This window comes from Timonella senegalensis JC301 (assembly GCF_000312125.1).
GTDB lineage: Bacteria > Actinomycetota > Actinomycetes > Actinomycetales > Cellulomonadaceae > Timonella > Timonella senegalensis.
Genome location: NZ_HE978641.1, coordinates 646,361 through 672,347, shown reverse-complemented (window position 1 = coordinate 672,347; position 25,987 = coordinate 646,361). Strand labels below are relative to the sequence as shown.

The following is a 25,987-nucleotide window of genomic DNA, read 5'->3' as shown; positions in this document are numbered from 1 at the left end:
TATTTCACTCAGGAAACGAATTCCTACGCATAACCACGTATTTTTATGTGACAAAAACGAGCACCTCTTTCGCAATATTTAACTTTCAACCATGTGACGTAAAGCGTTAACTACCTGCGGTTATGGCACCCCTTTGATGCATTGAGGTGCCGCCCGGGGAGCGCATAGAAGTTTTACCGCCGTATTTATTGGTGTCATGCGCAACAATCTTTGCCATTAAGCCGCTGTTGTTTCAATGGGCGGAATGCATGCAACGGGTGAAATACTTTCCACCCGGAAATCTGTTTCCGCAGGTCACGAACTTCTTTCCGACTCCGAAGGCATACGTGTCAAATCGGTCATACTTCAGATGGGTATTTCTCCCCAACTTTTCAAGGTAGATTCTCTCCTGACCACCGGACTTATCAGGGGATAGAGCGGTGGCCAGCAGTAACGCGACCACGTTCGTAGCCCGCCGCCAGGGATCCAGAACAGGTCGAGGAGCAAGCGCCTCTCCGCCAGAGCGCAGCGGCTCCACTGAATATGCAGCACAAGCAGCGTGAGGCCTCCGCCTGGACTCGCGTATGCAACGAGAGTCAACCGCCAAGTACTCGCGTGCGCAGTGTGATCGGTCAGCCAAGTCCCCATTTCTGCGCGACACTTCAAGCTTTCAAGGAGACACCAAGGTGCCTTCGCTACCTCAGCGCGCCCTAAAGCGCATGGCAGCCGGCCTGGCCGTAGCCATGCTCTTTGGCATGCTCGCCGTGACCGCTCCCCAGAATCCCGTGACCCAGGCCGCCTCCGCCGTGACTGCGACTGGTGGATCGGGCCTGTACAAGGGCAACATCAACTGGTTTGAGTGGAGGGCTGCTGACCCGTTCACCACGACGACCCAGTCCAACGACATCGTTGTGGGAGACCAAAAGGTCCGCGTGACCTGTAGAGCCACAATCCGAAATGGGAGTGCACCCGCCAAAACCTACGTCCCCGGCTCATGGCGAGGCGACAGCCTAGACAACCTGTACAACGTAGGTGGTTCAGGATCCTCCAACACCATGCGGATCGGTATTGCCAACAAGAATGACGGCGGCACGGTCAAGCTCGGCTTTGACTGCAGCGCCTCGCTCGTAGCGTCAGACAACTCCACAAGGTCTATCCCTCTTCAGGGGCTCGTTGTTGCCGACGCGGAGTCGAGCAGCAACTCTACCGGTGAGCCCAATCGTGAATACATCGAGGTGACGACCACCACGGCTCCCACTTGGCGCATCATTGAATCTTCGCGCTCTGCAAGCTGCTGGACCGGCGTGGAGGCTAGCCTGTCTGACTTGGGCAAGACCCTGCGTCTCCGCGCTGACGGTTCCGAATGCAGTGCCTCTAGCAGTTCCGGTCACGGTCCCATGGCGATCTCGTTCATGGAGGGCGTGACCGCTGCGGATGTTGAGTTTAAGGGGCGGCACCAGCGCTGTTGCCATTGGCGTGGTTCTGAGCACCGACTATGGCGACGCGCCCCAGAGTTATGGAGCTGCCGGCGCTCTCTACACGCCAAACTGGAGCGGCGGCGTGCTGCCAGCACCCACTTGGCCCAACCGCACGACCACCACCAACGTGTTTGGCTGGAGCTTCACCAGCGCCACGCTTGACACGTCCAAGACCTACCCGGTGTTGGGAAACACGATCTCCGCCGAGGGCAGCTCGCTGTTCTCACCAAACGCTGACGCAGATTCAGACGACGCCCTCACAGGCGTGACTGTTCCTGCGATCGACCCAACCGCGGAAATCTACACGCTCACTGGCGTGAAGTGCACGGCTGCCACTGGGGGATACCCTGTTGCCGGCTGGATCGACTGGAACCTTAACGGCGTCTTCGACGAGGCGGAGAAGTCCGCTGAGGCCGCCTGCCCCATCGTCTCTGCTCCCACCACAACCGTAAATCTCACCTGGGCCGTGCCGGCCGACGCCAACGTCAAGAGTCCCGCCGACTCTAGTTTCATGCGCCTTCGCGTGGGTGGCACCGCCGACAAAGGCATGCTCGCCGCCACGGGCATGACCACGACCGGTGAGGTCGAGGACTACAAGATCTCGCGCCTGGTTCCTCAGCTCAAGGTTGAGAAGTCATCCAACTTCACCGATGGCGCCACCTGGGTCAGCAGCCGGACCGTGCGCTACACCGTCAAGGTCACCAACGTGAAGGGTTCCGCGTTCTCTAACTCGCGCCCTGCCGTGGTTTCGGACGACCTTTCCCTGCTCTCTGACTACGCTGATTCGATCCAGTTGGTTGCTCCTACCGATGGCTCCACTCTGACTATCGACCCCTCAGGGAAGACTATTAGGTGGTCTGGCCAACTTTCTCCGGGCACGTCTAGGTCCTTCCAATATGACGTGACGTTCAAGGACCCCCAGGTCCCCGCGAACGCCCCCGGCGACAAGAAGCTCAACAACATCGCGTGGGCCTCTGTCCTTGCGGACAAGAAGCCCGGCGACACCTGCGCCCAGGCCGGCCTTGGCCCGACAACGTGCAGCGAGGTCACGTTTGGCATGCCGTTCATCACGGCCGCCAAGGCGCTGTCCAAGGTCAACGGAATCTCTGTTGAGCCCGGAACCGCCGTCCGCCCCGGCGATCAGGTCCTGTACTCGCTGACCATCACAAACTCGGGCACCCAGACCGGCAAGGTCGCTTACAGCGACCTCCTGTCAGGGATTCTCGACGATTCGAAAATTTCCAGCACCAACCCACCTTCCGTGGTGGTTGCGCCGGCAAATCCAGCAACCCCGGGCCCGGCGATCACCGCCGCCTGGGACTCGCAGTCGAACCCCAGCAAGCTCCTGATCACCGGGAACCTCGGGGCGGGCAAGACCGCCACGATCACTTACATGGCCACGGTCAAGGACCCCAGGGACGCGGCAAGCACCACGGGCGACCACAACCTCAAGAATGTCCTAACGCCCACCGACAAGCCTGGGACCTGCACCGATCCAAAGGACACGTTCACCGCGTGCACCGAGAACCCGGTGAGTGTCCCGACCTCGGTAACCCTGCACAAGCGCGTTGAGAACGTGAACGCCACCGAGCCTTCGCCGGCTAAGGGTTGGACCCTTGGGTTGAAGTCCGGCAAGGGAACGCTGACCCCGGAGACGGCAACCCAGGTGACCGGTGAGGACGGAAACACTCGCTGGACCCTCAAGCACCAGGGTGTGGATAAAGCCGACCTGACGGTGTCGGAGGAAAACCAGACCGGGTACGAGTTCAAGGACCTGACCTGCACGGTCACGCACCCGAACACGAACGGTGGCAAACCAGTAACCACCGCGGTCACCACGAGTGCCACCGGACTTACTCAAGCGGGCTCGCTTGTGGGAGTCGCGCCCGGCTCGACAGTCGACTGCGTGTTCACCAATACCCAGAAGTCCGGCTCCCTCACCTGGTCCAAGGTGGACACCTCCACCCCGGCAAACCTGCTGGCCGGATCCGAGTGGGAACTGAAGGGTCCGGACGGTGGCGTGACCAAGATCGTCGATTGTCAGGAGGCCGCGGAAGCGGACTGCAAGGGTCCCGATAGGGACCCGGTGGCGGGCCAGTTCACGCTGACCGGCCTGCCGTGGGGCGAGTACGGCCTGACGGAGACGAAGGCGCCGGCCGGGTACAAGCGTGACGGCAAGACTCGGACGGTCATCATTGCCGGCGATGCGCTCGCGCGGAGCTACGGGCCGATTGCGAACGAGAAGCGTGCACCCCTGACCATTCCACTCACGGGTGGAACGGGCACGCTGGCGTTCATTGTGGCTGGTGGGGCGGCGCTTGGCGCCGCGGGCCTGGCGGCCTGGACCCGTAGGAGGCGCTCCCAATCGCTGATCTGACGGGTGCGCGCTAGGCGCACCACCTGATTTTGATTAACGACGATTCACCCCCGTTTGTTGGATCGCCCCCTGATCCGACTGCCTTTTGAAAGAGACAAACATGCGTATTCGTAACAACTCGCAGCGCTCGGCTGCGGCCCTGGCGGCCGGCGCGCTGCTGCTGAGCTTTGCTGGAACTGTGGGCCTTGGCTCGGCTGCGGCTGCAGAGCCAGTGGCGACGCCGACTCCAAGCTCGGCGAACATCGACTTCACCAAGAAGGGGTCGCTGACCCTTCACAAGTACGAGGAGCTGGCTGGCTCGAAGCTTGAAGGTGCTGTTGACTCGGCGACCGACCTCGCCGGACTGACCAAGATCGATGGCGCAGGCTTCACCATCTACAAGGTGACCGACATCGATCTTGCAACGGAGGCAGGCTGGGACGCAGCCGGAGATCTCTCCAAGAGCCTTGGTAACACCTGCCCAGCGGCTGGTGGCGCAAGTGGCTTTGAGCAGACTGCAACTGGCGTAACTGCTAACGGAATGGTCGCGTTTACGGGCCTGGATCTGGGCGCTTACGTGGTCTGCGAGACCAAGCTCCCAGCCGGTGTTGCCGCACCTTCGCTGCCATTCCTGGTGACCCTCCCGCTGCCGGGAACCGGCTCGCAGGCACCATGGATCTACGATGTTCACGCATACCCCAAGAACTCCTCCACCTCGGTGGTGAAGGACGTTCGCAAGGTTGACGGCTCGCCAGTAGATGGACGCATCGAGTTCACCATCGACACCAAGATCCCGCTCGTCACTGACTCTAAGAAACTGACCAAGTTCGAGATCACGGACGCGGTCGATGCAAGGTTCTCGGACGTGAAGGTGGCCAAGGTTGAGCTTGCCGGGGCCACGTTTGCGGAAGGTACCGACTACACCGCAGCCGCCGGCAACAGCGTCTCGGTGAAGATCGCTGACTCCAAACTCCCGGCTGTCGCTGCAGCTGGCGGGCAGAGCCTCAAGGTAACCATCAGTGCCACCGTTCAGGGTGGCTCGGCTGACAAGCTCGGCTCCATCACCAACACAGCCAACGCGCACTTTGAGGTTGACGGAAACCCCACCACGACCCCGTCGAACGAGGTCCACACCAACTGGGGTGGTTTCTCCATCCTCAAGTACGCCAAGGGTAGCGAGGCCGCAACCCTTGAGGGCGCCGAGTTCTCGCTGTTCGCGGGCACTGTTGCGGACGGCAAGTGCCAGCCAGTAGAGGCTGACAACACTGTCATCGCTTCAGTGAAAACCGATGCAAACGGCAAGGCCTCGTTCCCTGCCCTGTTCTTGGGAAACTCCACGGTTGTTGACGGCAAGATCGTTGCAGCGCCAACCACCGGCTGCTTTGCGCTGGTCGAGACCAAGGCTCCTGCCGGCTACACCCTGCTCGAGAAACCAATCGCAGTGACCGTTAAAGCGACCGCGACCGGCGAGTTCCCAACCATCACCGTTGAGAACACCAAGAAGGCAGCCGTAACGCTCCCACTCACCGGTGCTGCCGGCCAGGTTCTCCTGACCCTCGGTAGCGTGGCTGCCGTGGCTATTGCTGGTGGGCTGATGCTGGTTCGCCGCCGCAACCAGGCTGAGGCTCGCTGAGCCCTAGCCCCACAAACTCCCAGACTGGTCTTGGCGGAACAGTTTGGGCCGGCTAGCAGGAGGCCCCCTGACTGCTAGCTAACCAAGGCCGCGAGGCGGGAAAGCGCTTTTCCACCTCGCGGCTTTTGTGTTGCCGTGATGTGGGTAGCGCCAACTCAAGCGTTCGCGGGCAGAGCCCTTCCTTGCTACTCTCGCTCGAGACCGTTCTTGAGGGGGAACCGCATGAGTCAGCCGAACCGCACGCCCAAGCCGTCGTCAGGGTGGGCCGACAGTGGCGGGATAACCGGTACCGGGGAGGAATCCAAACAACCTGTCGATCGGGACTGGCTCCGCCGCACAATCGACCTCCCGGTCGTGCTCCTCACCATTCTTTCCGCGGTCTTGGCAGTCGTTGGAATCTACCGAGCTGCGGGCGACGGCCCCGGTGATCTGTCTTTCACGCTCTCCTTGGGCTTTATAGGTGCGTGCCTGCCTACTGCGTGGGCGGTGCTCCGCGGCCTGTGGGATCCGGATCCGGAGGTCCCCGCCAACATGAACGCTCTACTTCGCACGCTTGTGGTTCCGCTTGTGACCGTGTGGGTGCCCACGCTGTGTGCCACGGTGACGGTGTTGTTGCCGCCGGTCAACCACCTCATCGAATCAGAACGCCGACCCAATGGCTGGCACTACACTTTTGCCACGGAGGATGGCGCTCCCTGGTTTGTTGCGCTCGTTATGTTTGGCCTGATCGCGCTTCTCTTTGCGATGCTCGGTGGTCTGATGCTCGCCGTCTTTGTGGTGCTACCCGTCCTCGCGTTCATCCGCCCTAAGGAGGCAGCTGCAGGAAACCAGTTGGATACGTCCGATGAGGCCATGAAGTCCAACACTCTGGGCAGTAAGGTCATCGCGATCCTAGTCATGCTTGCGTTCGCAGTCCCCGGGTTTATTGTGTTTGGTGCCGAGTACGGCCAATCGAGTTCCGTGGGCGAGGCCTTTTCCAACTCCCTGAAGTTCTTTTCCGATCCCGCCTATTACTGGGGCGACTTCATGCGCGTGGTGGGGATCCTGCTGATCCCGGTGGGTGTTGTCGCGCTAGTGGTGGCAAAGATGGTGCAGAAGCCTGACCACGCTGCTCGGGCCGCGTCCGGAACGGCCGCCTTCAGCGACCGCGATAAGCGCTGACGCGCTCCCACATTCTCGACGATTGTGCCCGGCTTCCAGCCTCAGCGCTTTGATTTTCTCGACGTGAAGTAGAAAAGAGCCGGGCCCCACCGTGGGGAGGGGCCCGGCTTATTATCAGCCCTTCACGCCTCCGGCCAACAGTCCATTCACAATGTGCCGTTGAGCGAAGATGAAGAACACAACCATCGGGATGAGTGCGACCACAGATACGGTCATAAACATCGGCCAGTTGGTGGTGAACTCGGATACTGCGTTGTATACCTGCAGCACCACGGTTCTCTTTGATGGGGAGGAGATGAACACGGTGGGAAGCAGGAAGTCGTTCCATACCCACATGGTTTGGAAGACTCCCACGGTGATCAGGATCGGCTTGATCAGTGGAAGAACTATCTGCAGGAAGATCTGACCCGTTGAAGCCCCGTCGATGCGCGCAGCTTCTACGATCTCGAACGGCAGGGTTTTCATATATCCCTGGATCAGGAAGTAGCAGAAGATCGAACCACCCATGTACATGACGATCAGTCCGTTGAGACTGTCCACCAGATTGAATCCCACGAGTGTCCTGTACAGGGGAATCAGAGTCGACTGTCCCGGGACAATGAACCCGATGAGCAGCACGTTGGCGATGATCTTATTGGTTCTGCTCGTGCGCATGAGCATTGCATACGCAGCCATGGCACCCACCATGAGCTGGAGGACCACGGACATCACTGTCACATACAGAGTGTTGAGAAACGACTTGTAGATGCGCGGATCGGTGAGGACCTCGGCGTAGTTCCCCAGGAATGGCTTGGTTGGGATTCCCAGAGGGCTTGAGACCATGTCTCCTTGGGTTTTGAACGTATTGACCACGATGTAGTAGAGCGGAATCGCTATGAACAGGGCGAGCAGGATCATCGCGATGCTGAGTGTGATCCGGCGCCAAGGTGCCTTTGTCATACGAACTTCCTCTCAATCATCTTGGTGAGCGCCAGCTGGCCGAACGCAAGGAGTGCCACGGCAATTGTGAAGAGTACGGCGAGCGCGGAAGCCAGCCCGTACCGACCTTGGCTCACTCCGGAAACCACAATGGATTGGGTCAGTGTGTAGGTGGCAAAGCCGGGGCCACCATTCGTCAGTGTGTATGGCAGGTCGAACACCTTGAGTCCGCCTGTCATCAAGAGGAACGTTGAGACTACGATCGCCGGCGTCAGGAGCGGCAGTGTCAGGCCAAAGAACTGCTGCCGCGCGTTGGCTCCATCAACTCGGGCCACCTCGTATATGTCACCCGGAATGGATTGAAGGTAAGCGGTGTAGAGAACCGCGTGCCAGCCTGTCGCGCCCCATACGCCCACCATGATCACGCTGAGTCGAGCGAGAGTGTTGTCAGAGAGCCAAGGTAGCGCGTTTATCCCGAACAGGTCATGCAGGGTCGAGTTGAGAACGCCTGATTCCAGTGGGGAGAGAATGTATCGCCATACCAGTCCGAGGATCGCCATGGACGGGATCGCGGGGAAGAACCACAGCGACCGCACGAGGTTTCGGCCAAAGAACACCTTGTTGAGCTGGACTGCCAGCGGGATCGCAAGCAGCGTTACCAGCAGTGTTGTGCCCACACCGAATAGCAGGGTAAACCCGAGGCCAGCCAGCATGGACGGGTCCGTCATGATGATCTTGTAGTTGCTGAGACCAATGAAGTTGGCGTCTGTGGAGTAGCCGGTGAAGTCCGTCAGGCTCCAGTAGAAGGTCTGGCAGAGCGGAATGACGAACAGGAAGATGAAGACTACGATTGCGGGGATCAGGAAGGCCTGGTTGCCTGCAACCTGCTTCCATCCGCCAGAGGTACTGCGAGCAAGTCCGCGCCGCGGTTTGTTTGAGGTGCCGCTGGTGGCTGATTTCTTGGCGGCATCCATGGTGAGCAGAGCCATGTTTCTCCTTTGAAAATGGGGCTGGGCAGCGACCCGAGGTGTCGCTGCCCAGCGTCAATGAATCACGAACCAGCGAGCTTCGTGTCCATTGCCTTTGCAACCTCTGCAGGAGTGATTTCCCCTTGGATCATGCGCTGGATTTGAGCGACGGCCTCAACATTGAGGATGTCCTCAGAGCGCTGCCACGCGATCATCGGAAGGTAGAGCTGGCCGTTGCGGATCGAGGAGGCGAGTGGCTCGAACGCTGGATCGACCTCTGGCTCGAAGTCGTCAGTGACGGTGACGTCGCGGGTCTGCTCGTGGAAGATCTGGACGCCTTCCTTGGATGCAAGGAACTCGAGGAACTTCTTGGCTGCGGCTTGCTTGGTCTCGTCTGACTTGGAGTTGATGGCATAGCCAGGTGATGCAGCGCCGGCTGCAAAAGGCTCGCCGCCATCTACACCTGGAACTAGGGCGAACTTAAACTTCAAGTCGGGTGAAGACTCGCGGAGGGCGTTAATTACCCAGGGTCCTGCGTTCATGACGGCCACACGGCCGTTAGCAAATTCGTCGCGAATCATGTCGCCGTCGAGGCCAACCACGTCCTTGGACACGAGGCCCTCGGTGTAAATGCGGTTGTATTGCTCGAGGTAGGGGGTCCACTCTGCCGCGAAAGTGGTCTCGCCGCTGAAGATTTTGTCGTCGAGCTTGCCGTCCATGGTGTTGGTTTTGGCGCCGATCCACGCGGACAGTGTGGTAGGCATCTGGTCTACGGATTCGAGGAATGGCTTGATTCCGGCGTCCTGCAGCTTCTTGCTCATGACGAGGAAGTCGTCCCAGGTGGTGGGGAAGGTGTCGTAGCCGACCTGCTTGAGTAGGTCTTCGTTGTACATGTAACCGGCTGCCCAGGAGGAGACGGACAAGCCATAGGCCTTACCGTCGCGGCCGTAGGTTTCGGTGTTGAATGACTCGACCTTTGAAATGTAGGGCTCACCAGACAGATCGATGACGTGACCGCCGTCAAGCAGGTTGGTCTTGTTTTCGGCGGCGATCACGAACACGTCGGGCGCGGTTCCGGACAGAACGCGCGTCTGGAGCGTTTGGATGTACTCGGCCACTGGAGGCGAGTAGGACGCCTCGATCTTGATATCCTCGTTGGCTGCGTGGAACGCTTCGAGGATCGGTTTCATTTGTTCTTCGCCGGTCCATGACAGGAACGTGACCTTGGTTTTGCCGCTGTCTGGGTCCGCGCAGCCGGCGAGTGCGAGGCTTGCAGCGAGCACGGCTGCTCCCAGTTTCAGGACTGTTTTCTTCATGGTGAAACTCCCTTGTTTCCTCTCGAGTGGGCCTAACCACGACTCAATTCCCTTATCGAGTTGTAACGTTAAACCTCTTGGGGGAGAGTCTTGCATCACAGTTACGGGCGTGTCAACGGCTGTTCAAATTCGATATAGACTCGTCACCATTGAGCCGGGAGGTGTTGAGTGACAAAGATGCGCGATGTTGCCGAACTGGCTGGCGTATCGGTTATGACCGTGTCTAACGTTTTAAACGGCAAGCCTAAAGTGAACGCGGAGACGCGTGCGCGGGTACTGCAGGCCGTTGAGCAGTCCGGATACCGTATGAACATCAATGCCAGGCGCCTGCGCCAAGGCACCTCAAACACCGTGGCCATGATCATCCCCCGATTCGATCACACCTACTTTGGTGAACTGGCAGCCAAATTCTCCGAAAAACTTTCTGGCTCGGGATTGCACCTCGTGGTGGAGCAGAGTAACGCCCTAGCTGAGCATGAACTCGAAGCAATTTCCCTTTTCCCGCTCAACTCTTACGCGGGCGTTGTGCTCAGTTCCGTTGGGTTGACTGGCGCCCAGATCGACAAACTGGACTTGGGTATTCCCGTGGTGCTCTTAGGGGAACAGGATATGCCCGAACGCTTCGACCACGTGATGATGGGAAACACGGCTGGGGCCGAGTTGGCGGTCGCACACATGCTCCGCACGGGCGCGCGTCGGGTGATTATGTTCGGCGCCGCGGACCCCACCGCTGACAACGGCATGGGTGGGATGAGGACCCGGGGCTGGCAGCGCGCGTACGCCGCGGCTGGCTTGGATTGTGACCCTGGGTTGGCCGTCCACGTTCCACAGTACGAGCCTGACGTTGCCTACGACACGATGCGCCGAGTGATCGAATCGGGGATGGAGTTCGATGGTGTCTTTGCCATCACAGATTCGGTAGGTTTTGGTGCTCTTGCAGCAGTCCTTGATTCCGGCTTGCGGGTCCCCGAAGACGTGCAGTTAGTGGGCTTTGACAACCTTGAAATGTCCGAGATTGTGCGGCCGTCCCTCTCCAGCATCGATCCCGATCGCGAGCTCATGGTTGAGCATATTTTCCGCCTGCTCCAGGAGCGCATTGCCCACGGCTACAACAACATGCCGCCCGAGCACATTGTCAGCACAGTGAACCTGGTGGAGAGGGCGTCCACCCGCTGAGTGGATACCTGGTTTTGGCCCAGATCCTCGATGTTCCTGCCCACCTTCCAGCCTCAACAATTTGCAGGTGGTCACATAGCTATTTGCGGGTGTCTGCTCTAATAGTGTCTTGACCTGCTCGAACGCATTTCTATTCGCAAGCATTATTTGCAGGACCGAGTCCTAAGTTTTGCAGCCGAGTACTCTAGCTAGACCCTCAACCCAATCTCATCCTGCATGACCGCCTCATGCCTGAACATGAGGTCCGCGAGCACAGCCCCGGTCTTTGTCCCGATGGACAGACTCAGGAAAGTCCCCAGCGCGGTTATGAGCGCAGCGTCATCAAAGGTTGTCAGTGCCACGAGTCCCACAACTCCGGGCACCAGCAGTAGGAATGCCGGCCGGAACGTCACGATTGCCGGTGCTCGCGGCACTCGCCATTCCAGCCCGCGGGCCAGGAAGAAGAATACGCACGCTACTACTCCTGCAGCGCCGATCGATCCGATCCAGGGGCTCAGCATGGTGATGCCCGCGTAGGTCAGCATCATGGCGGGGATGGAGAGGAGGGTGAGCATTCGTCCGGCGCCGAAGGCCAGGCTGATTCCCATGGCTACGCCGACTACCCCGATCCAGGACACCCACAGCGGTGGCAGTTCCTCGAGCATGCCGAGTCCGCCCAACATCCCGAGTCCGTCAAAGTCAGCCAGCCCTCGCCGTTCACCGAGTGCGCCGAGTCCGTGTACGTCGCCTAGTAGGGTGGCTCCGTGTGAGTTGATGGTCAGCCCGGTGACCCGGGCTGCTGCGCCAATTCCGGTGGTCATGAAGCCCAGTACCAGCACGCCATACATGAGTCTCGACGATCCAGTCACCATATCCGTCGAGCTCAGTTCCAGCAGCCCATTTGTGATGGTTGCTCCTGGCACCAGTACTGCCAATGGCGCGCACACCGCAAACAGCGGTATGGGCCCCAAGTCCAATGTCGAGGCCAGTAGCCCCACAGCAAACGTGGAGCAGAACGCGATCACGAACGTGATGATGGTTCCCGCACCGCGGACTCGGCCTGCGCCGTAGATGACCAGACCAATAATCACGCCAAGAATGGCAGCCGTAATTACGGACCACCATGGAATCCTGAAGAGCATTCCCAGCCCTGCCGAGAGCAGCCCGGATCCAACCGACACGGCCCACAGCCCGGGAGCCACAGCCTCATCGCGGATGGTCTGGATGCGCTTGGAGAACCCACTGACCGGAACCTTGCCGGTAGCGAGCTTCCGCACCAGCGCACTCACGCGCGCAGTGGTGCGGAATGGCAGTTCAGCGCCAGTGGCGTTGACCACAGTGGCTGCGCCACTGGGTTCGTCAGACACCATGACGGTCTGCGGAAGGATCGCGAATGTCATTTCGGGGTGGCCGGTCTTCTCGGCAACCTTGCCAAGCGCCATGTGTACGTCTGTTACGGCGTAGCCGGCATCCAGCAATAGTGCGCCTAAGTGCGCAAATGCGTTCCGTTTTCCGGCGGGGGTGTCCGCGATTGTGGGCATGGGTCGTCCTTGTGGGATTCACAGTGTGGTGGGAGAGTCGGCGCCTGGGGTGGTGGCATCTCGGATATTTTCGCATGCATCCCGCCCTGTAGTCACAGCTGATAGGAGGCTAGTTAATGTGGCGTTGGTGGTCACTTTGTGAAGCCTCTTCATGGGCAGATGTCTCCTATGGAACAATAGCCGGGTGACTGAAAACTCCCCATTTCCTGAGCAATCACCCGCTCCCGCCTCACGTCCACGCGCTCACGAGCGCAAGCAGCACAAGAAGCGTTGGCCTCTTGTCGTCCTGTGGACGTTTGTGGCGGTCTTGCTTGTAGGTGGTGGAGCTGTCGCTTGGTACGGTCTGACGCTGAACAACAGCTTCAACCAGGCCGAGAAGCTCGCGCCAGAAGCCGTATTTCCTGAGCCGGCTGATCGCCCCGAGGAAACCAAAAACGAGGCGTTGAACATTCTTCTCCTCGGCTCGGACACCCGCGGTGAAATTGGAAGCGATATTGAAGACATCGGTGGAAACCGTTCAGACACCATCATGGTTGCGCACATTCCTTCGGACCGTCAGTCCGTCCAAGTAATGTCGATCATGCGTGACAACTGGGTTGAGATCCCAGGCCACGGCTACAACAAGATCAACGCTGCAATGGCTCTCGGGGGAGTGCCACTCACAATCCAAACGGTTGAGAACATCATCGACGTCCGTATCGACCACGTTGCGATCATCGACTTCGAGGGTTTCAAGGGCCTGACCGATGCTCTCGGTGGGGTGCAGATTAATAACCCGCGCGAGTTCACCTCGCACCACGGCAACACGCACTTCCCCGCAGGGCAGATCACGCTGACTGGCGAGCACGCACTGCAGTTTGTACGTGAGCGCTATGCCTTTGCCGACGGCGACTACTCCCGCGTGGCCAACCAACAACTTTACGTGAAGAGCGTCATTAAGCAGGTCCTCTCCAAGGACACGCTCACGAGCCCAGGCAAGATCGCGGACTCCGTGGAAGCCTTTGCTCCATACCTCACCGTGGATGAAGGGCTTACCTCAACGTTCCTGGCAAAGCTCGGTGTTTCCATGAAGGACGTTCGCTCCGACGACATTACGTTCTTCACCTCACCAACCCTCGGCACGGGGACCGAAGGTAAGGCATCCGTGGTTCGACCTGACTGGGCCGGGCTAGATAACATCGCTGCCGCCCTGCGCGAAGACAAGCTTGTGGACTACTTGGAGTCGGAAGGCTACTAGTAGTCCTCGCTTGGCGCTAAGGAGGAACGATGAGAATAAATGGGATTGACTATGTGCGAGCTCTTGGAATCATCGCCATTGTCGCTGGCCACGTTTGGTCTTCTGAATTGGTTCGGGCGTTGCTCTATAGTTGGCACGTACCGGTCTTCTTTTTCCTTACAGGATATCTGTGGAACCCGCAACGCTCTTTCGAAGGTGAACTCCGCGCTCGATGGCGGAGTCTCTTAAAGCCGTATTTATGGTGGCTTAGCCTGCTTTCATTGCCCTATCTATTGCTGATGGGCGTCACAGGAAAGTTGACTACAGAAAACTTCGTTGCGCTTATCCTGGGAGGTGGGAACCTTGGACGGCCATTCTCCGCGTTCTGGTTCGTGACGACGTTGGCCGCCGCGGCTATCTTGTACAGGGGGGTCAGCAAAACACCAACGGCAACGGTTACGCTAGCCGGGCTTGGCCTTGTGTTCGCATGGATCTCCCCCGAAGCGTTGAGCGCCATCCCACTTGGGATAGGGCTCGTGTTGCCTTCGCTTTCATTTATTGGATTCGGACACCTTGCGGCGAGCTATAGGGTCGATCAGATGTGTGGTTTAGGTGCATGGCTGGGTGCATTGGTCTTAGCGCTATTTGCTTTTGTAACTCGTCTCATTGAGCCGCTTGATATAAAGGGTGGGGATTTTGGAACGCCACTTCTGTCAGTTTTTGCGTCCGCCACCATTTGCATTTCACTCGTGCGTATTTGCAGCGCCATTGGGGAACGATCCGGACCTAAGTCTCAACGAGCCATCACAACCTTCGCAGTTGAAGGTTTAGCCGTTGTGCTTGGCCACGCCGTAGTTCTATGGCTTTTGGCTCCTTTGGGAGTTGCACAAACTGTTCAGTTCATCTTAAGTGTGGCGCTCCCGGTGGCTGGGGTGATTCTGTTGCGGAGGGTTCCGTGGGCTTGGTGCATCACTACGGGAGCGAAGTCCACGCTCAATCCAAGGGCCAACTTGCAGCCGGCATGATGCAGCGTCAACCTTCGCAATCGCTTGTTGGACATGAAGTGATTGCGAGGTTACAGATCGGTTGTCTCATGGTGGGGTGGACTGAACCGTCTCCACCCCACCAAAAAGTTGACCTTAGTCGCGCTTGAAGATATCGCGAGTGTAGACCTTTTCTTCGACATCCATAAGCTCTTCGCTCGCTCGATTCGCGATGATTACGTCGGCGAGTGCTTTGAAATACCCAAGGTCTTGGGTGACTTCTGAACCGAAGAAGTCGTTCGCCTCTAACGCTGGCTCGAAAATAACAATGCGCACACCCTTAGCCTTGAGTCGTTTCATAACTCCTTGGATTGAGGATTCTCGGAAATTATCTGAACCAGTCTTCATGGTTAAGCGATATATGCCGACCACCTTTTCGCTCGCATGTTCTGCACTAAACTCAAGCCGCTTTAGTATTTCACTTGCAACAAAGTCCTTGCGGGTCACATTCGCTTCAACAATGGCCCCAATTAGGTTTTGGGGGACATCTTGGTAGTTGGCAAGCAACTGTTTCGTGTCCTTTGGTAGGCAGTATCCGCCGTAACCAAATGATGGATTGTTGTAGTGTGACCCAATACGGGGGTCGTATCCGACCCCTTCGATGATCTTGCCGGCATCGAGTCCGCGAATCCCGGCATAGGTGTCGAGTTCGTTGAAGTAAGCGACGCGTAATGCAAGGTAAGTGTTTGAGAAAAGCTTAACCGCTTCGGCCTCAGTGGCCTCCATGACCATGGTGGGAGGCTTCACGTCGAGTGCTGCAGACGAGAGGAGTTCAACAAACTTGTGAGCTTCTGCACGCATGTAATCATCACCAACGAACTTGCTAGGAAGACCCACGATGATTCGAGAGGGGTGCAGGTTGTCGTAGAGCGCCCTTCCTTCTCGCAGAAACTCAGGGCTAAACAAGAATCGTCCGCTTGGGAAGCGGACGGTTAGCCCTTCGGTATAGCCAACCGGAACTGTGGACTTGATAACGATTGTTGCTTCAGGGTTGACCTCGAGCACAAGTTGGACCACTTCCTCAACGTGATGAGTGTCGAAGAAATTCCGATCGGGATCGTAGTTGGTAGGGGTCGCTACAATTACTAGGTCCGCACTGCGGTATGCGTCGGAACCGTTGAGCGTGGCCTCAAGCTTCAGTTCAGGGCTAGCGAGATAAGCGGATATCTCCGGGTCGTGGATCGGCGAGGAGCCTTCCGACAAAAGGCGAACTTTCTCAGGTACGACGTCAACGGCAACTACACTGTTGGCTCGTGCTAGCAAAACTGCTGATGACAAACCGACGTAGCCGGTGCCTGCGACTGCAATTCTCATGACTCTCCATTCAAGTGCGCGCTCCAATGAAATCTAGTTTCTGGAACGTGCTTACTCTAACAATATGAATTAACGCAGAAAGCGCGCGAGAGACGTCGGTTGCGCGCCATAAATTTTGGCAATCGCTACACTTGCGCTCACGCAATCTCGATCTACTTCTTACGACCTACCAACTCTAGAAGTCTCATGGCCCGTGCTTTCGGTAGAATGCCACCCATTCCAGTAAGTAGGTTCCCAAAAGAGGGGACCGACCTTGTTCGCGCGACCTCACGCACGGTATGCGCGGCTCCGATCATGGACCTCGATTGCAGTGCATATCTGAGGGTCTGGGATACGAGGAAGTCAACTCGAGTGTTGGTGTTCCAAGCGTCTTTGGTCTTCAGATACCAGTTGAGTGACGACTGCCAATCAGAAGACGCAGAAATGGAACCTTCCGAATCAGGAAATACACGGACGAGAACCTCTGCCACATGTGAGAAGACAGCTGACTCGTGTTCCTGCAGACGAAACAGGAAATCCCAATCTTGGTGTCTGGGCAGATCAGGGTTCCAACCGACTCTTTGAGCAAGATCAGTACGGAGAAAGATGGTCGAAGTAAAAAGTGAGTTTCGACCAAGCTTTGGTGATCTATTTCGGAAGAGGTAGTCCTCGATCCGTTCATTCCCAGAAATTCCTCGTAGAGGTATGGCAACACTTGATTGGTTGCCCCAATCCTGTGTGAGTTGGCACCCTAATACCAGTCTTTCATTTAGTTGAGCCCGATGGAAATCAAGTTGCTTCTGGAGTTTCTGTGGTAGCCAGACATCGTCGTCATCAAGGTAAGAAATATACTCGCCAGTAGCCGCGCCTGTTCCCAGTTGCCGCGCATACCCGCCTCCCTTGCCGCCGGATGTAAAAAGAAGCAGATCCGGAGTCGGACAGTCATCTGGAATCAACCCGTCCAACGAGTCAACTACTACGATCAACTGAACATGAGCGCCAGCGAGCTCTTGAGCTCGAACGGATGCAACTGCAGCACTCAACGAAGCTCGTCCGGTTGTTGGGATGATGACAGAAATCGCTGTGGATGATTGGGTCATTCTTTCCTACTTTAGGCTCGAAGTTCTGAGAAAATGTATGTGGGCATTTAAACGGGTTTGGAACCCTGCCTTTTAGTGGTTCTCCGATAGCGGCAACGGTTGATATCACTTTTCGCTGAAACTGCTACAGATGAATTCTGTTGTGGTGAGTGGCTAAAAATGTCTGATCAGGTCACCTTCGTCGAAGCAAAAAGAACCACAAAAGTGTTGCCAGAATAATTTCAGTAATCAATGTCGATGCAACCGCGCCGGTTACCCCGTACTTCGGAAGAAGGACCAGGTTGAGGCCAATATTAACGAATGCCAATGTGACCTGAGATGTCGACCTTGCTCTATGGCGGTTGAGGCCTGCAAGTGCATCAGCCGCGAGGAACGTGAGGGCCTTCAGCAATGGAAGGGGCGCCAAAAGCTGGATGACGTAAACAGCTTCACCATACTCTTGTCCAAGTAGGAGTGGCACAACGTGAGCAAGTGACAGCAGGCCAACTCCCGCCAGAAGGGTGTAGCCGATCGCGGGGGCCGCTAGTCTCTTCACGAACTTCAGCATCTCACGTTGGCCACGAGCGCCAACTTTGAAGAAGCGCGGGAATGACGCAGCAGCCATCGCGCGAATCGGAGTGTATGCCATGTCGACGATGCGGAAACCTGCGGAGTAGACGCCTGTTGCCTCCGCACTATTGATCCTTCCAAGCATTGTCTTATCGATGTCATTGTATGCCGATTGAGCACTAAGGCCAATGGAGAAGTAGAGCCCGTCCTTCCATTCACGTCGATATCGAGCAAGATCAGGTTTAGCTATTCCAGTATTGATAGAGACTTCAGTAACGGCAAAGATCGCCATGGAGATTGACGCCGCAGCATACAACCATGCCCATTGGGTAAGGGTAAAATCATCGTCAAAATAGACAATGAGGCTGGTGATCGCCGCCAGCCTGAGCAGATTTAAAAGGACTGGGTATAGAGCCAGACGACCCATCCGCTCCTGTGCCTGGGCTACCATTCCGGCAGTTTCAACGAGTCTTCCTGCAAGGATATCAGCCACCAAAATTGCTAATGCCACTTGTATCGAGGTTCCAGTGGGGGCCAGCGCGGGCACGAGCAGAACCAGTACCATCACCAGAAATAGGCCGGTAACAGTCGACACTAGGAGCACAAGTGTCCATTGAGATGCAGCACTTTCTTTGTCTCGAGATACATTCCGAACAAGTAAAGTGGACGTGCCAAGCGAACTGAATGGTCCTGTCATTGCAGCGATTGCTGCGATAGCAGCAAATATGCCATACTCGCTAGGCCCTAGGGCTCGTGCAAGGACGATGAAGTACACTGCTTGGATTGCGATTTTTCCAAACTGCCCCAAGCCAGAGACAACTGTATTGTGAATGAAAGAGGATCTAGTCATTGGTAGGCTGCCCTGCTCCTCGGTAGGGTATTTCGATAGAATCGGTTTGGACCATAAGGATCTGGACTTGGTTCCAATTGCCGCCGTCTAAGCGCTCTCTTGGACTTTTCTGCTAGTGGGCGAGTGAGCAAGGAACTCTATTGAGTGCGGGCTATTTCGACTAAGTCGATAGTTTCCGGATCTCGAAATATTTGACTGATTGATCCGCGTTTAGTAGCTCACGCCGAGGACTTCGGTCCAACGCTCAACGATAGATGACGGTCCGCAGAAGGTCATTCGATTTCGAAATGCGACTTCCTGATCAGCGACGCTTGTTGGCGAATTTGCAAGCATAGCAAGAGCGCTTGCGACGCTCGACGCATCATTTTTAGCTTTGGTGCCTGGAATAATTGTAGAGTCGATCAGTTGGTCCATTATTGGGTAGTCAAGAGCTAGCACGTCGACGCCGTGCGCAGCCGCGTCGAACAGGACGTACCCGAAGGTTTCACTAAGGGAGGTATGTGCCAGTATGTCTGCCTGATGGTACTCATCAGATAGCGCGTCCTGGGGGACATAGCCCAGGAACGTAACTGTGTGGATCGGTGGAAGTGTCTTGGCTATCTCTTCGAGTGACCTGCGTAATGGCCCATCTCCCGCAACGCGTAGGCTGACGGGAGTGTCAACAAGTTTCAACGCGTCAAACAAAAGTTGTGCATTCTTAACCGGACTTAGTGCCCCAACACTTAGGACGCGTAGTGGGGCGTGCCTTCTGGGCTTCCGTAACGGAAGAGTTCCAACTGGCGTGGGATTTGGTATTACGGTTACCTTGGCGCCCGGCATGCTTAAGGAACTAACAAGGTGATGTGCGATCGCAGGGCTGACTGTGACGACCTTTTCTGCATTCCGGTAGGCATACCGAGCGATCATAATTAGTGTCTTTAGGCCGGCTGAGGCAGTGCTCCATCGATTTGGAGCAATTGAGTGCTCCCAGACAATGGTTCGGCGTGGAAGGCGCCCGAGGTATAGAGCTGGCACAGCAGTCCAGACCCCACAAAGTACTATGATCTCGTGAGGCTCGGTGTGCTGTTGTAGCCATTTGCGTAGGATTCGCGGTCGCAGCGCAATGCGCAGGCCGCTTGATTGTGTCGGGATCGGTACGTTTTCGTCACTGCCTGAGCCATCCAACGTAAGGATTCGAACGTTGATACCTGCTGACCTAAGGGTTTGTACGGTTTCTAGGAAAGCTCTTTCCATTCCCAAAATGTTGGATAGGCTGTCTATCAAAAAATTAACGCGGGTCAAGGAGTGCTCCAAGCGTTTGATCTGAAGAACCGTACGGCTGTTCACGGGTAGAAGGCAGTTTAAGTGCGACTAGGGTAAGTGGAATCCAGCTTGTGCCATCAATGGCCAAAGGATTCCATGCGATTTCCAGAAGACACACGATCATGAAAGCTACAGCGGGCACAGCATTGAGGATGCTTGAATCTGAAGCCCGAAAGTGCGAGCGGATCGATGAACTTATAAAGAAGTAGAAAATTGCCACTGCAACTGCACCGCCCGAGAAAGCGATCAATAAGTATGTTGAGTGAGGGTAATGGGACGGTACGTAGCCTGCAGCTTGAAAGATTTCCCACTGGTCGATTCCCCAACCGAAAACTGGGTTTTGTTTCGTGAGTTCAACTGCAGAAATCCAAATGTTGCCACGATTGCTAAATGTGCTCGGTGTAGCCGTCATGGCTAGAAGTATTGCGAGAGCAATCATAGCGAATGGCAAAACTCTATATGCTGCGAACCACAGGAAGCGACCCGACCAGAAATCCGTCTTGACTGCCTTGGATAATAGGGTATAGCAAATCGCGATTGCAAGAATAGCAAGAAGGGCATTCTGCGCTGTTCTCGACTCCGTTGCGAGCAGCCATAGGATCGCTAAGGTGACTTGTGGGAGCGAACTACGGTAGCCGTACGCAACTACATATAGTGCAGTGGTGGCGGTTAGAAGCAGAGAGACATAGTTCTCCGAGGTGTACGGTCCTGTAAGCATTCCACCAAACTGGCCGCATTTGAAAATATCGCATGCGCGCCATGCTTCTGGTGTGATCAGGGTTAGCAGACCTACTAGCGATATCCCAGTCATGGCAACAGACGCGAGTAGCCGCTTGTCAATTGGCGAGGATTTCCACGTCAAAAGCAGCATGACCCAAAGAACGCCGGGTGCCAGCCGCACAAGCGCATCAACCGTGCCCGTGGCCTCTGCAGAGCGGAGAGCATTTACAAGGAACAACTCTGCCCAGAGTAGGCTTCCCCATACGATCGGCGTCAAGGTCACAAGAGGGTAGGGCCGAGTGGACTTCACTGAGATAGAGATCAGCAGAGACGCAGCAAACCCAGCGAGAATTGTCAGTCGAAATACTTGTGAGTTCGCTAGCCACACTGTATCCGATAGCATGCCTCCAACGACAAGAAAAAAGAGTGCAATTGACATCCATGTGTCACGCGCGTCGTTGATGTAATTCGCTATTTGCCGATACGATGTAATTAAGGTTATGAGTGATGCTGCAGCAATTATGAGTTCGACTGTAGTTTGCAATTAGCTTCTCTCAGTTTCCAGTTCGATTCGAGACCGAGGCTAGTGGTTGCATTAGGTGTGCCTAATGAGCGCCGTCGGGACGAATGACGGTTTTGACTGTGCGATACAGCAGAATGAGGTCATTCACCATGGACCAGTTTTCAACGTAGTATAGGTCAAGCCGGATAGCGTCTTCCCAATCAAGGTTGGATCGGCCGCTTACTTGCCAAAGGCCCGTGAGCCCAGGCTTCATTAGTAGACGTCGATGGGCCCACTGGTCATACAACGCCACTTCCGCCTCTACTTGTGGACGAGGGCCGACCAAACTCATCGAACCAGAAAGCGCGTTGAATAGTTGAGGAAGTTCATCGAGAGAGTATTTGCGGATAAACCTGCCCACGGGCGTGATCCGAGGATCGTTCTCAACTTTGAAGAGCGGCTTGTCTGCGGTCCCTTGCTGTGCGAGCAGCGCCGCTAGCTGTGAATCCGCATTTGGGATCATGGAGCGGAACTTCAGCATCTTGAATGGTTGGCCATTCAGTCCGATCCGTTCCTGGCGATACATAACGGGTCCTGGGCTGGTGAGTTTGACCGCGAGTGCAACTCCTACAAGCACAGGAGATAGTACGAGAATCAGAGCCAAAGATCCGAGAATATCAAAGACACGCTTGGAAAAATACTGCCGCCCGGCCAGTTTCGGGTACTCGATGTGGAGGAGAGGAAGACCAGAGATTGGCCGGGTGTGAATGCGTGGGCCAGCAATATCTGTCAATGCCGGCGCAACGACCAGTTCAACATTTCGATCCTCAAGCGCCCACCCAAGTCGACGCATCTTTTTTGGGCTGAGTACGTCTGAGCTAGTGAGGATTATTGTGTCAGCGCCCGTCTCGTCCAGCGCATCCAGAATTTGACTGTAGTCATAAACAGGGCCGAGATTAGTTCCGATAGATTCGTACTCAGAAGGCGAGGTCACTGCGGCTACGATCTCAAACCCTGCGAAGGAGTCCTTGGTGACTCGGCTTGTCACATGTAGTAACTTTTCATGCTCTCCAACTACGACTGTTCGGTGCATGAACAGGCCCTGCTTGCGTTGTTGGTGCAACCATTTTCGCCAGGTCCACCGTGAAAGGAGGAGGAGGAATAGTCCGGCAGGGAATGCGATAAGCAAGTAGCCACGTGCAATGTCTGATTTGAAAACCAGTGAGAGGATCGCAAGGATTCCGAAGACTCGAATGGTCGTGTCGACGATGAGCTTGTATTCAAGAGGGCCAGTGCCGATCACCTTTGAGTCGCGGGTATCAAAGACGTGCAGAGCGAGCATCCAGCCCAGAATGAGCAGCAAGGAAAGAGAGTAGTAACTCAGAGTGAGGCTGAGCCCTCTTTCAGGGTTTAGCTCCACGCCTGGTGAAGTACTGCCAAACCGAATTAACTGCGCTCCAACTACCGAAACGACTATGACGAGCAGATCAGAGATCGTCAGCCGGCGTGCGTAGATGCGCTGCCAGGTTGTACGCGTTCCGCTAACTGCCGTTTTCTCGACTATTGCCATGTCTTGCCACCATCAATTGAAGTAGAGAAGTCTTTTCCGGACCAAGCGAGCACGGTGTCACCGGTCTGCGCGATGGCGGTGTCGCCGGACTTTACGGTGCGCTCGAGGCAAGCGCCAGGCGTTCCGATCTTGGTTCCGTTGAAGGACGCTGCCTGCACGCCAACGCATTCGTCGGCATTGCCGAGCGAGACTACGTAGGAGTCGTCGGAGAGGCCGATCGAGGTGACGTTCGGCGCGTTGACTGGCTCGGACCAGGACACACCGCGGTCGGTGCTGGTGATGATCGTTGCGTCGGAGCATAGGACAGCCGCACGGTCAGCGATTGCTGCGAGGTTCACGGCCTCACAACCGATGTCGAGCCGACCGTCTGGGCCGCCAAGGGACGTTGGTTGGGCGGGGTCGAGGTACCAGGCACCAGTTGCTCCGATGGGTGCGAGCCATGAGTCGCCCTGGTTCTCCGTGCGGATCAACTGAGGTTCGCAGTCAGCGTTAAGTGAGACCAACTGGATGAGTTCGGCGCGAGTAGGAATAATGCGAAGCGCCTTGGTCGCACCCGTGGCTTCGATAGCCTCGGAAACTGTCCAGGTGGCACCGCCATCCTGCGAAATCTCGAACTTGGTGTTGGAATCGCACGATGCCACGGTGGCACGAATGATCAGGTCACTGTTTACCGTTGCAATGATCCGCTTTGGCGGGATCAGCTCAAGTGGTTTGGGTTTTTCGGTCTCTTCCGTGGTTGGCTCATCGGAAGGTTCATCAGCAGGCTCGCTGGAGTCCTCAACCGTGGGGGTTGGCGAGGACCCGCCGGCGACAGTTGGGAAGCCGTCGCCTTCCTTGTCTGTGGTGCCCTTGATTGCAACTGCTGAGATAGCAAGAACTACAACAGCGAAGATCGAGAGGAGCGCTGCAAGCGTCTTAGAGCTTACAGAGCTTGGCTTGCGAGGACCTTTAGGTTTCCTGGCCACGTCACACCTCGATTGTCAGTGCCGTTTGGAGGAACTGAACCGTGGTGTCCACGGCCGGCTTCAGCTCGCGCGCAGAACGGTTATACACGTCCTGGCTCTGGCGGTACGGGTCGATGACATCGTCGAGTTCGGGGTCCGCGGGAGGTGGAACCATGCCGCGGCTTGCGGAGGCTGCGGCAACGGCGGTCTTCAAGCGGCCAATGGTTGAGGTGTCAACGCCTCCACCGAAGGGACCTGGCGCAAACTCCGCTGCAAGATCGGCAGTTGAGGTTCCCTGGGCCAATCGTGCGAACTCGCGGATGGTGAAGACTCGCTTGGAAACCCGAGGGTTCAACTCGACGATCGCGCGGCGGTGCTCCCGCGACATTGCAAAAATGAGGTTAGCTTGGTCGAGGATATCCTCGGTCACCTGGCGGCTTGCATGGGTTTCGGGGTGAGCCACACCGAGTGATGAAGCAATGGCTTGTGACTGCTCAGTCATGCCCTTGCCTACGAGTGCCTGAGTGCCAGCGCTCTCAACGTGAACCTCTGGCACATTTGCCAAACCGAGGGCGAGCAGCTGCTCACCCAGAGGAGAACGGCAGATGTTTCCGGTGCACACAGTCAGAATCGTGAACTTCTCAGACATTGGTTACCTGCGCTTTCCCTTGGCTGACTTTCGCTTGGAGGCCTTAGACGACTCCACTTCCTCAACTCCGTACCCGTATGAGCCGTAGCCATAGCTGTCTGGGCCCTTGGTTGGGAGCATGGTGACGATGACGCCGAGGATGTTGGTCCCGGCGGTCTCAAGCGTGCGGACGGCAGCCTCGAATCCCTGCTTCTTGGTGGAGCCCGAGGCGACGACCATGATGAGGCCGGACGTCTTTTTGCCAACCACCGCTGCGTCGGTCACGAGTAGTGCCGGAGGCGCATCGATCAGGACGTAGTCGAACTGGCCGTTGAGCTGTTCGAGCACGCGGTCCATGGCGAGTGATCCGAGGAGCTCGGAAGGGTTTGGCGGTACGCGGCCTGCAGGCAGCATGTAGAGCTGTCCGCGGCCCCAGCGGTGCATGACGTCTGCGAGTTCAGCCTTGCCGATGAGGACGTCGGTCAGACCGGCACCGCTCTCGATGCCCATGTACTCGGAGACCTTTGGCAGGCGGAGGTCACCCTCGATGAGGACGACGCGTGCACCAGTCTCCGCGAGTGAGATCGCAAGGTTTGCTGAGGTGGTTGACTTACCCTCGGATGGGCCAGCGGAAGTGACCACAAATGACTTGGTGCCGCCGCCAACGTTTAGGAACTGCAAGTTGGTACGGAGCGAACGGAAGGATTCCGCGCGAGGGTTGCGTGGGTCTGCGTGCACGATGAGTGGACGGGTCTTAGTCTCCGGGTCGAACGCGATTCCACCCAGGAGAGGCTTGTCCGTGATTTGCTCGATGTCGTGCAGCGAGTGAATGCGAGTGTCCAGAACAGAACGGAGGATCGCAGCACCGACGCCGAGTGCAAGGCCAACCAGCAGGCCGAGCGCGAGGTTCATCTTAGTGTTAGGCGAGGTTGGCGTCGTTGCCTTAACCGCCTTCTGCGTGGTGGTCAACTGAACCGGGCTCTTGCCATCAGCGTTGGTGACCTCGAGCTTGGTCTGAACTACTTCTTTGAAGCTCGCTCCGACCGCGTTAGCGATCTGGGCGGCCTGCTCAGCGTCCGAACTGGTGGCCGAGATGTTGATGAGGACCGTGTTCAACGGAGAACTGGTCGTCACATATTGGGCAAGTTCGCCGCTAGTCATGTCGAGGTTGAGCTGCTCGATGACTGGGTCGAGGACCACGCTGGTCTTGATGACGTCAACGTAGGATCCCACAATCTGGCGGGCGAAGTTGGTTCCCTGAACGAGGTCACCGGTAGCGGAGTTGTCCGAGCGAACAGAAACGTACAGCTGCGTCTTGGACTCGTACTGAGGGGTCGCGAGAATTGAGGCGAGAGCTCCCAACCCTAGGCCAGCTAGGGTGGCCGCTACGATCAGCGCCCAACTCTTGTGCAAAATTCGGATGTAATCGCGCAATTCCACGTTATATGTATCTCTCAGGTAGTAACACACTCAGTTCCCGCTAAGAATAATGTCATACCTAGGTACCCCGTTAGATGAGCCCAAGGACTACTGCCCCGCGTGTCTTCACGCATTATCTGGCGGCTGAGAGCAGAATGTGGCGCCGACCGAGAGGGAGAGCCGCATGCTACTGCTGGTAGAGACGAGTTGGGTGTACAGAACCGGACAAACGCGGCCATTGCCCACACATAAAACGGTCTTAAGTGCAATGTTGTGATGGTCACGCCGGGAAATGCAGAATTCACCCGCTGTTTAGCCGTTGAATTATTTCCAAACGGTAGGTTTT

General features: G+C 56.7%; 20 protein-coding genes. 7 read left to right on the top strand and 13 right to left on the bottom strand.

The window, feature by feature from the left end:
- Positions 1-665: 665 nt before the first annotated feature.
- From HGSM_RS14925 to HGSM_RS02845, 4 genes are all read left to right on the top strand, one after another.
- Complete coding sequence (locus tag HGSM_RS14925; RefSeq protein WP_195891324.1) at positions 666-1,619, top strand: CshA/CshB family fibrillar adhesin-related protein; 954 nt, start codon at positions 666-668, stop codon at positions 1,617-1,619.
- Entirely contained in the window at positions 1,540-3,834 is a 2,295-nt protein-coding gene (locus HGSM_RS14920) for a DUF7927 domain-containing protein (protein ID WP_040594261.1), read from the top strand. The genes HGSM_RS14925 and HGSM_RS14920 overlap by 80 nt, the downstream gene beginning before the upstream one ends.
- A gap of 100 nt (positions 3,835-3,934) precedes the next feature.
- Positions 3,935-5,446: a SpaH/EbpB family LPXTG-anchored major pilin gene (locus HGSM_RS02850; RefSeq protein ID WP_019147229.1), complete on the top strand. Its 1,512-nt coding sequence runs from the start codon at positions 3,935-3,937 to the stop codon at positions 5,444-5,446.
- A gap of 222 nt (positions 5,447-5,668) precedes the next feature.
- Positions 5,669-6,607, top strand: a complete 939-nt coding sequence (locus tag HGSM_RS02845; protein ID WP_019147228.1) for a hypothetical protein — start codon at positions 5,669-5,671, stop codon at positions 6,605-6,607.
- A gap of 114 nt (positions 6,608-6,721) precedes the next feature.
- Here HGSM_RS02845 and HGSM_RS02840 read toward each other — a convergent pair whose 3' ends face one another.
- The 3 genes from HGSM_RS02840 to HGSM_RS02830 form a co-directional block, all read right to left on the bottom strand.
- A complete protein-coding gene (locus tag HGSM_RS02840; RefSeq protein ID WP_019147227.1) occupies positions 6,722-7,546 on the bottom strand; it encodes a carbohydrate ABC transporter permease in 825 nt (274 codons plus the stop codon).
- Positions 7,543-8,514, bottom strand: coding sequence for a carbohydrate ABC transporter permease (locus tag HGSM_RS02835; protein ID WP_019147226.1), 972 nt, complete (start codon positions 8,512-8,514; stop codon positions 7,543-7,545). Before HGSM_RS02835 ends, HGSM_RS02840 begins: the two co-directional genes overlap by 4 nt.
- A gap of 62 nt (positions 8,515-8,576) precedes the next feature.
- Complete coding sequence (locus HGSM_RS02830) at positions 8,577-9,809, bottom strand: ABC transporter substrate-binding protein (RefSeq protein WP_019147225.1); 1,233 nt, start codon at positions 9,807-9,809, stop codon at positions 8,577-8,579.
- 177 nt (positions 9,810-9,986) lie between these two features.
- Here HGSM_RS02830 and HGSM_RS02825 point away from each other — a divergent pair, with 177 nt between their 5' ends.
- Positions 9,987-10,985: a LacI family DNA-binding transcriptional regulator gene (locus HGSM_RS02825; protein WP_019147224.1), complete on the top strand. Its 999-nt coding sequence runs from the start codon at positions 9,987-9,989 to the stop codon at positions 10,983-10,985.
- Positions 10,986-11,173: 188 nt separating this feature from the next.
- Here the strand turns inward: HGSM_RS02825 and HGSM_RS02820 are convergent, their stop codons facing one another.
- Positions 11,174-12,505 carry a threonine/serine exporter family protein gene (locus tag HGSM_RS02820; protein ID WP_019147223.1) on the bottom strand — a complete coding sequence of 444 codons (1,332 nt, stop codon included), beginning with the start codon at positions 12,503-12,505 and terminating at the stop codon, positions 11,174-11,176.
- Between the two features lie 184 nt (positions 12,506-12,689).
- Here HGSM_RS02820 and HGSM_RS02815 point away from each other — a divergent pair, with 184 nt between their 5' ends.
- A complete protein-coding gene (locus tag HGSM_RS02815) occupies positions 12,690-13,742 on the top strand; it encodes an LCP family protein (RefSeq protein ID WP_019147222.1) in 1,053 nt (350 codons plus the stop codon).
- A gap of 29 nt (positions 13,743-13,771) precedes the next feature.
- The gene (locus HGSM_RS02810; protein ID WP_019147221.1) at positions 13,772-14,746 is read left to right on the top strand and encodes an acyltransferase family protein; all 975 of its coding nucleotides are present in this window, start codon (positions 13,772-13,774) and stop codon (positions 14,744-14,746) included.
- Between the two features lie 114 nt (positions 14,747-14,860).
- Here the strand turns inward: HGSM_RS02810 and HGSM_RS02805 are convergent, their stop codons facing one another.
- From HGSM_RS02805 to HGSM_RS02770, 9 genes are all read right to left on the bottom strand, one after another.
- The gene (locus tag HGSM_RS02805; RefSeq protein WP_019147220.1) at positions 14,861-16,078 is read right to left on the bottom strand and encodes a nucleotide sugar dehydrogenase; all 1,218 of its coding nucleotides are present in this window, start codon (positions 16,076-16,078) and stop codon (positions 14,861-14,863) included.
- Positions 16,079-16,230: 152 nt separating this feature from the next.
- Complete coding sequence (locus HGSM_RS14010) at positions 16,231-17,157, bottom strand: glycosyltransferase family 2 protein (RefSeq protein WP_081581278.1); 927 nt, start codon at positions 17,155-17,157, stop codon at positions 16,231-16,233.
- A 172-nt stretch (positions 17,158-17,329) separates the two neighbouring features.
- Positions 17,330-18,556 (bottom strand): oligosaccharide flippase family protein, encoded by a 1,227-nt coding sequence (locus HGSM_RS02800; RefSeq protein WP_081581277.1) that lies wholly within the window; start codon positions 18,554-18,556, stop codon positions 17,330-17,332.
- A gap of 210 nt (positions 18,557-18,766) precedes the next feature.
- Positions 18,767-19,789 carry a glycosyltransferase gene (locus HGSM_RS14005; RefSeq protein ID WP_230197488.1) on the bottom strand — a complete coding sequence of 341 codons (1,023 nt, stop codon included), beginning with the start codon at positions 19,787-19,789 and terminating at the stop codon, positions 18,767-18,769.
- Positions 19,790-19,823: 34 nt separating this feature from the next.
- Positions 19,824-20,855, bottom strand: a complete 1,032-nt coding sequence (locus tag HGSM_RS02790) for an O-antigen ligase family protein (protein ID WP_195891322.1) — start codon at positions 20,853-20,855, stop codon at positions 19,824-19,826.
- A 328-nt stretch (positions 20,856-21,183) separates the two neighbouring features.
- On the bottom strand, positions 21,184-22,650 hold the full coding sequence (locus tag HGSM_RS02785; RefSeq protein WP_019147216.1) for a sugar transferase: 1,467 nt from the start codon (positions 22,648-22,650) through the stop codon (positions 21,184-21,186).
- Positions 22,641-23,615, bottom strand: a complete 975-nt coding sequence (locus HGSM_RS02780; protein WP_019147215.1) for a hypothetical protein — start codon at positions 23,613-23,615, stop codon at positions 22,641-22,643. Before HGSM_RS02780 ends, HGSM_RS02785 begins: the two co-directional genes overlap by 10 nt.
- Position 23,616: 1 nt before the next feature.
- The gene (locus HGSM_RS02775; protein ID WP_019147214.1) at positions 23,617-24,243 is read right to left on the bottom strand and encodes an arsenate reductase/protein-tyrosine-phosphatase family protein; all 627 of its coding nucleotides are present in this window, start codon (positions 24,241-24,243) and stop codon (positions 23,617-23,619) included.
- Between the two features lie 3 nt (positions 24,244-24,246).
- A complete protein-coding gene (locus HGSM_RS02770; RefSeq protein WP_019147213.1) occupies positions 24,247-25,662 on the bottom strand; it encodes a polysaccharide biosynthesis tyrosine autokinase in 1,416 nt (471 codons plus the stop codon).
- Positions 25,663-25,987: the final 325 nt, after the last annotated feature.

Excerpts from the sequence above, each read along its gene's own strand:
- HGSM_RS02850 (WP_019147229.1), top strand. The coding sequence starts at position 3,935 with ATGCGTATTCGTAACAACTCGCAGCGCTCGGCTGCGGCCCTGGCGGCC.
- HGSM_RS02845 (WP_019147228.1), top strand. The coding sequence starts at position 5,669 with ATGAGTCAGCCGAACCGCACGCCCAAGCCGTCGTCAGGGTGGGCCGAC.
- HGSM_RS02840 (WP_019147227.1), bottom strand. The coding sequence starts at position 7,546 with ATGACAAAGGCACCTTGGCGCCGGATCACACTCAGCATCGCGATGATC.
- HGSM_RS02835 (WP_019147226.1), bottom strand. The coding sequence starts at position 8,514 with ATGGCTCTGCTCACCATGGATGCCGCCAAGAAATCAGCCACCAGCGGC.
- HGSM_RS02830 (WP_019147225.1), bottom strand. The coding sequence starts at position 9,809 with ATGAAGAAAACAGTCCTGAAACTGGGAGCAGCCGTGCTCGCTGCAAGC.
- HGSM_RS02825 (WP_019147224.1), top strand. The coding sequence starts at position 9,987 with ATGCGCGATGTTGCCGAACTGGCTGGCGTATCGGTTATGACCGTGTCT.
- HGSM_RS02820 (WP_019147223.1), bottom strand. The coding sequence starts at position 12,505 with ATGCCCACAATCGCGGACACCCCCGCCGGAAAACGGAACGCATTTGCG.
- HGSM_RS02810 (WP_019147221.1), top strand. The coding sequence starts at position 13,772 with ATGAGAATAAATGGGATTGACTATGTGCGAGCTCTTGGAATCATCGCC.
- HGSM_RS02805 (WP_019147220.1), bottom strand. The coding sequence starts at position 16,078 with ATGAGAATTGCAGTCGCAGGCACCGGCTACGTCGGTTTGTCATCAGCA.
- HGSM_RS14010 (WP_081581278.1), bottom strand. The coding sequence starts at position 17,157 with ATGACCCAATCATCCACAGCGATTTCTGTCATCATCCCAACAACCGGA.
- HGSM_RS02800 (WP_081581277.1), bottom strand. The coding sequence starts at position 18,556 with ATGACTAGATCCTCTTTCATTCACAATACAGTTGTCTCTGGCTTGGGG.
- HGSM_RS14005 (WP_230197488.1), bottom strand. The coding sequence starts at position 19,789 with ATGGAAAGAGCTTTCCTAGAAACCGTACAAACCCTTAGGTCAGCAGGT.
- HGSM_RS02785 (WP_019147216.1), bottom strand. The coding sequence starts at position 22,650 with ATGGCAATAGTCGAGAAAACGGCAGTTAGCGGAACGCGTACAACCTGG.
- HGSM_RS02775 (WP_019147214.1), bottom strand. The coding sequence starts at position 24,243 with ATGTCTGAGAAGTTCACGATTCTGACTGTGTGCACCGGAAACATCTGC.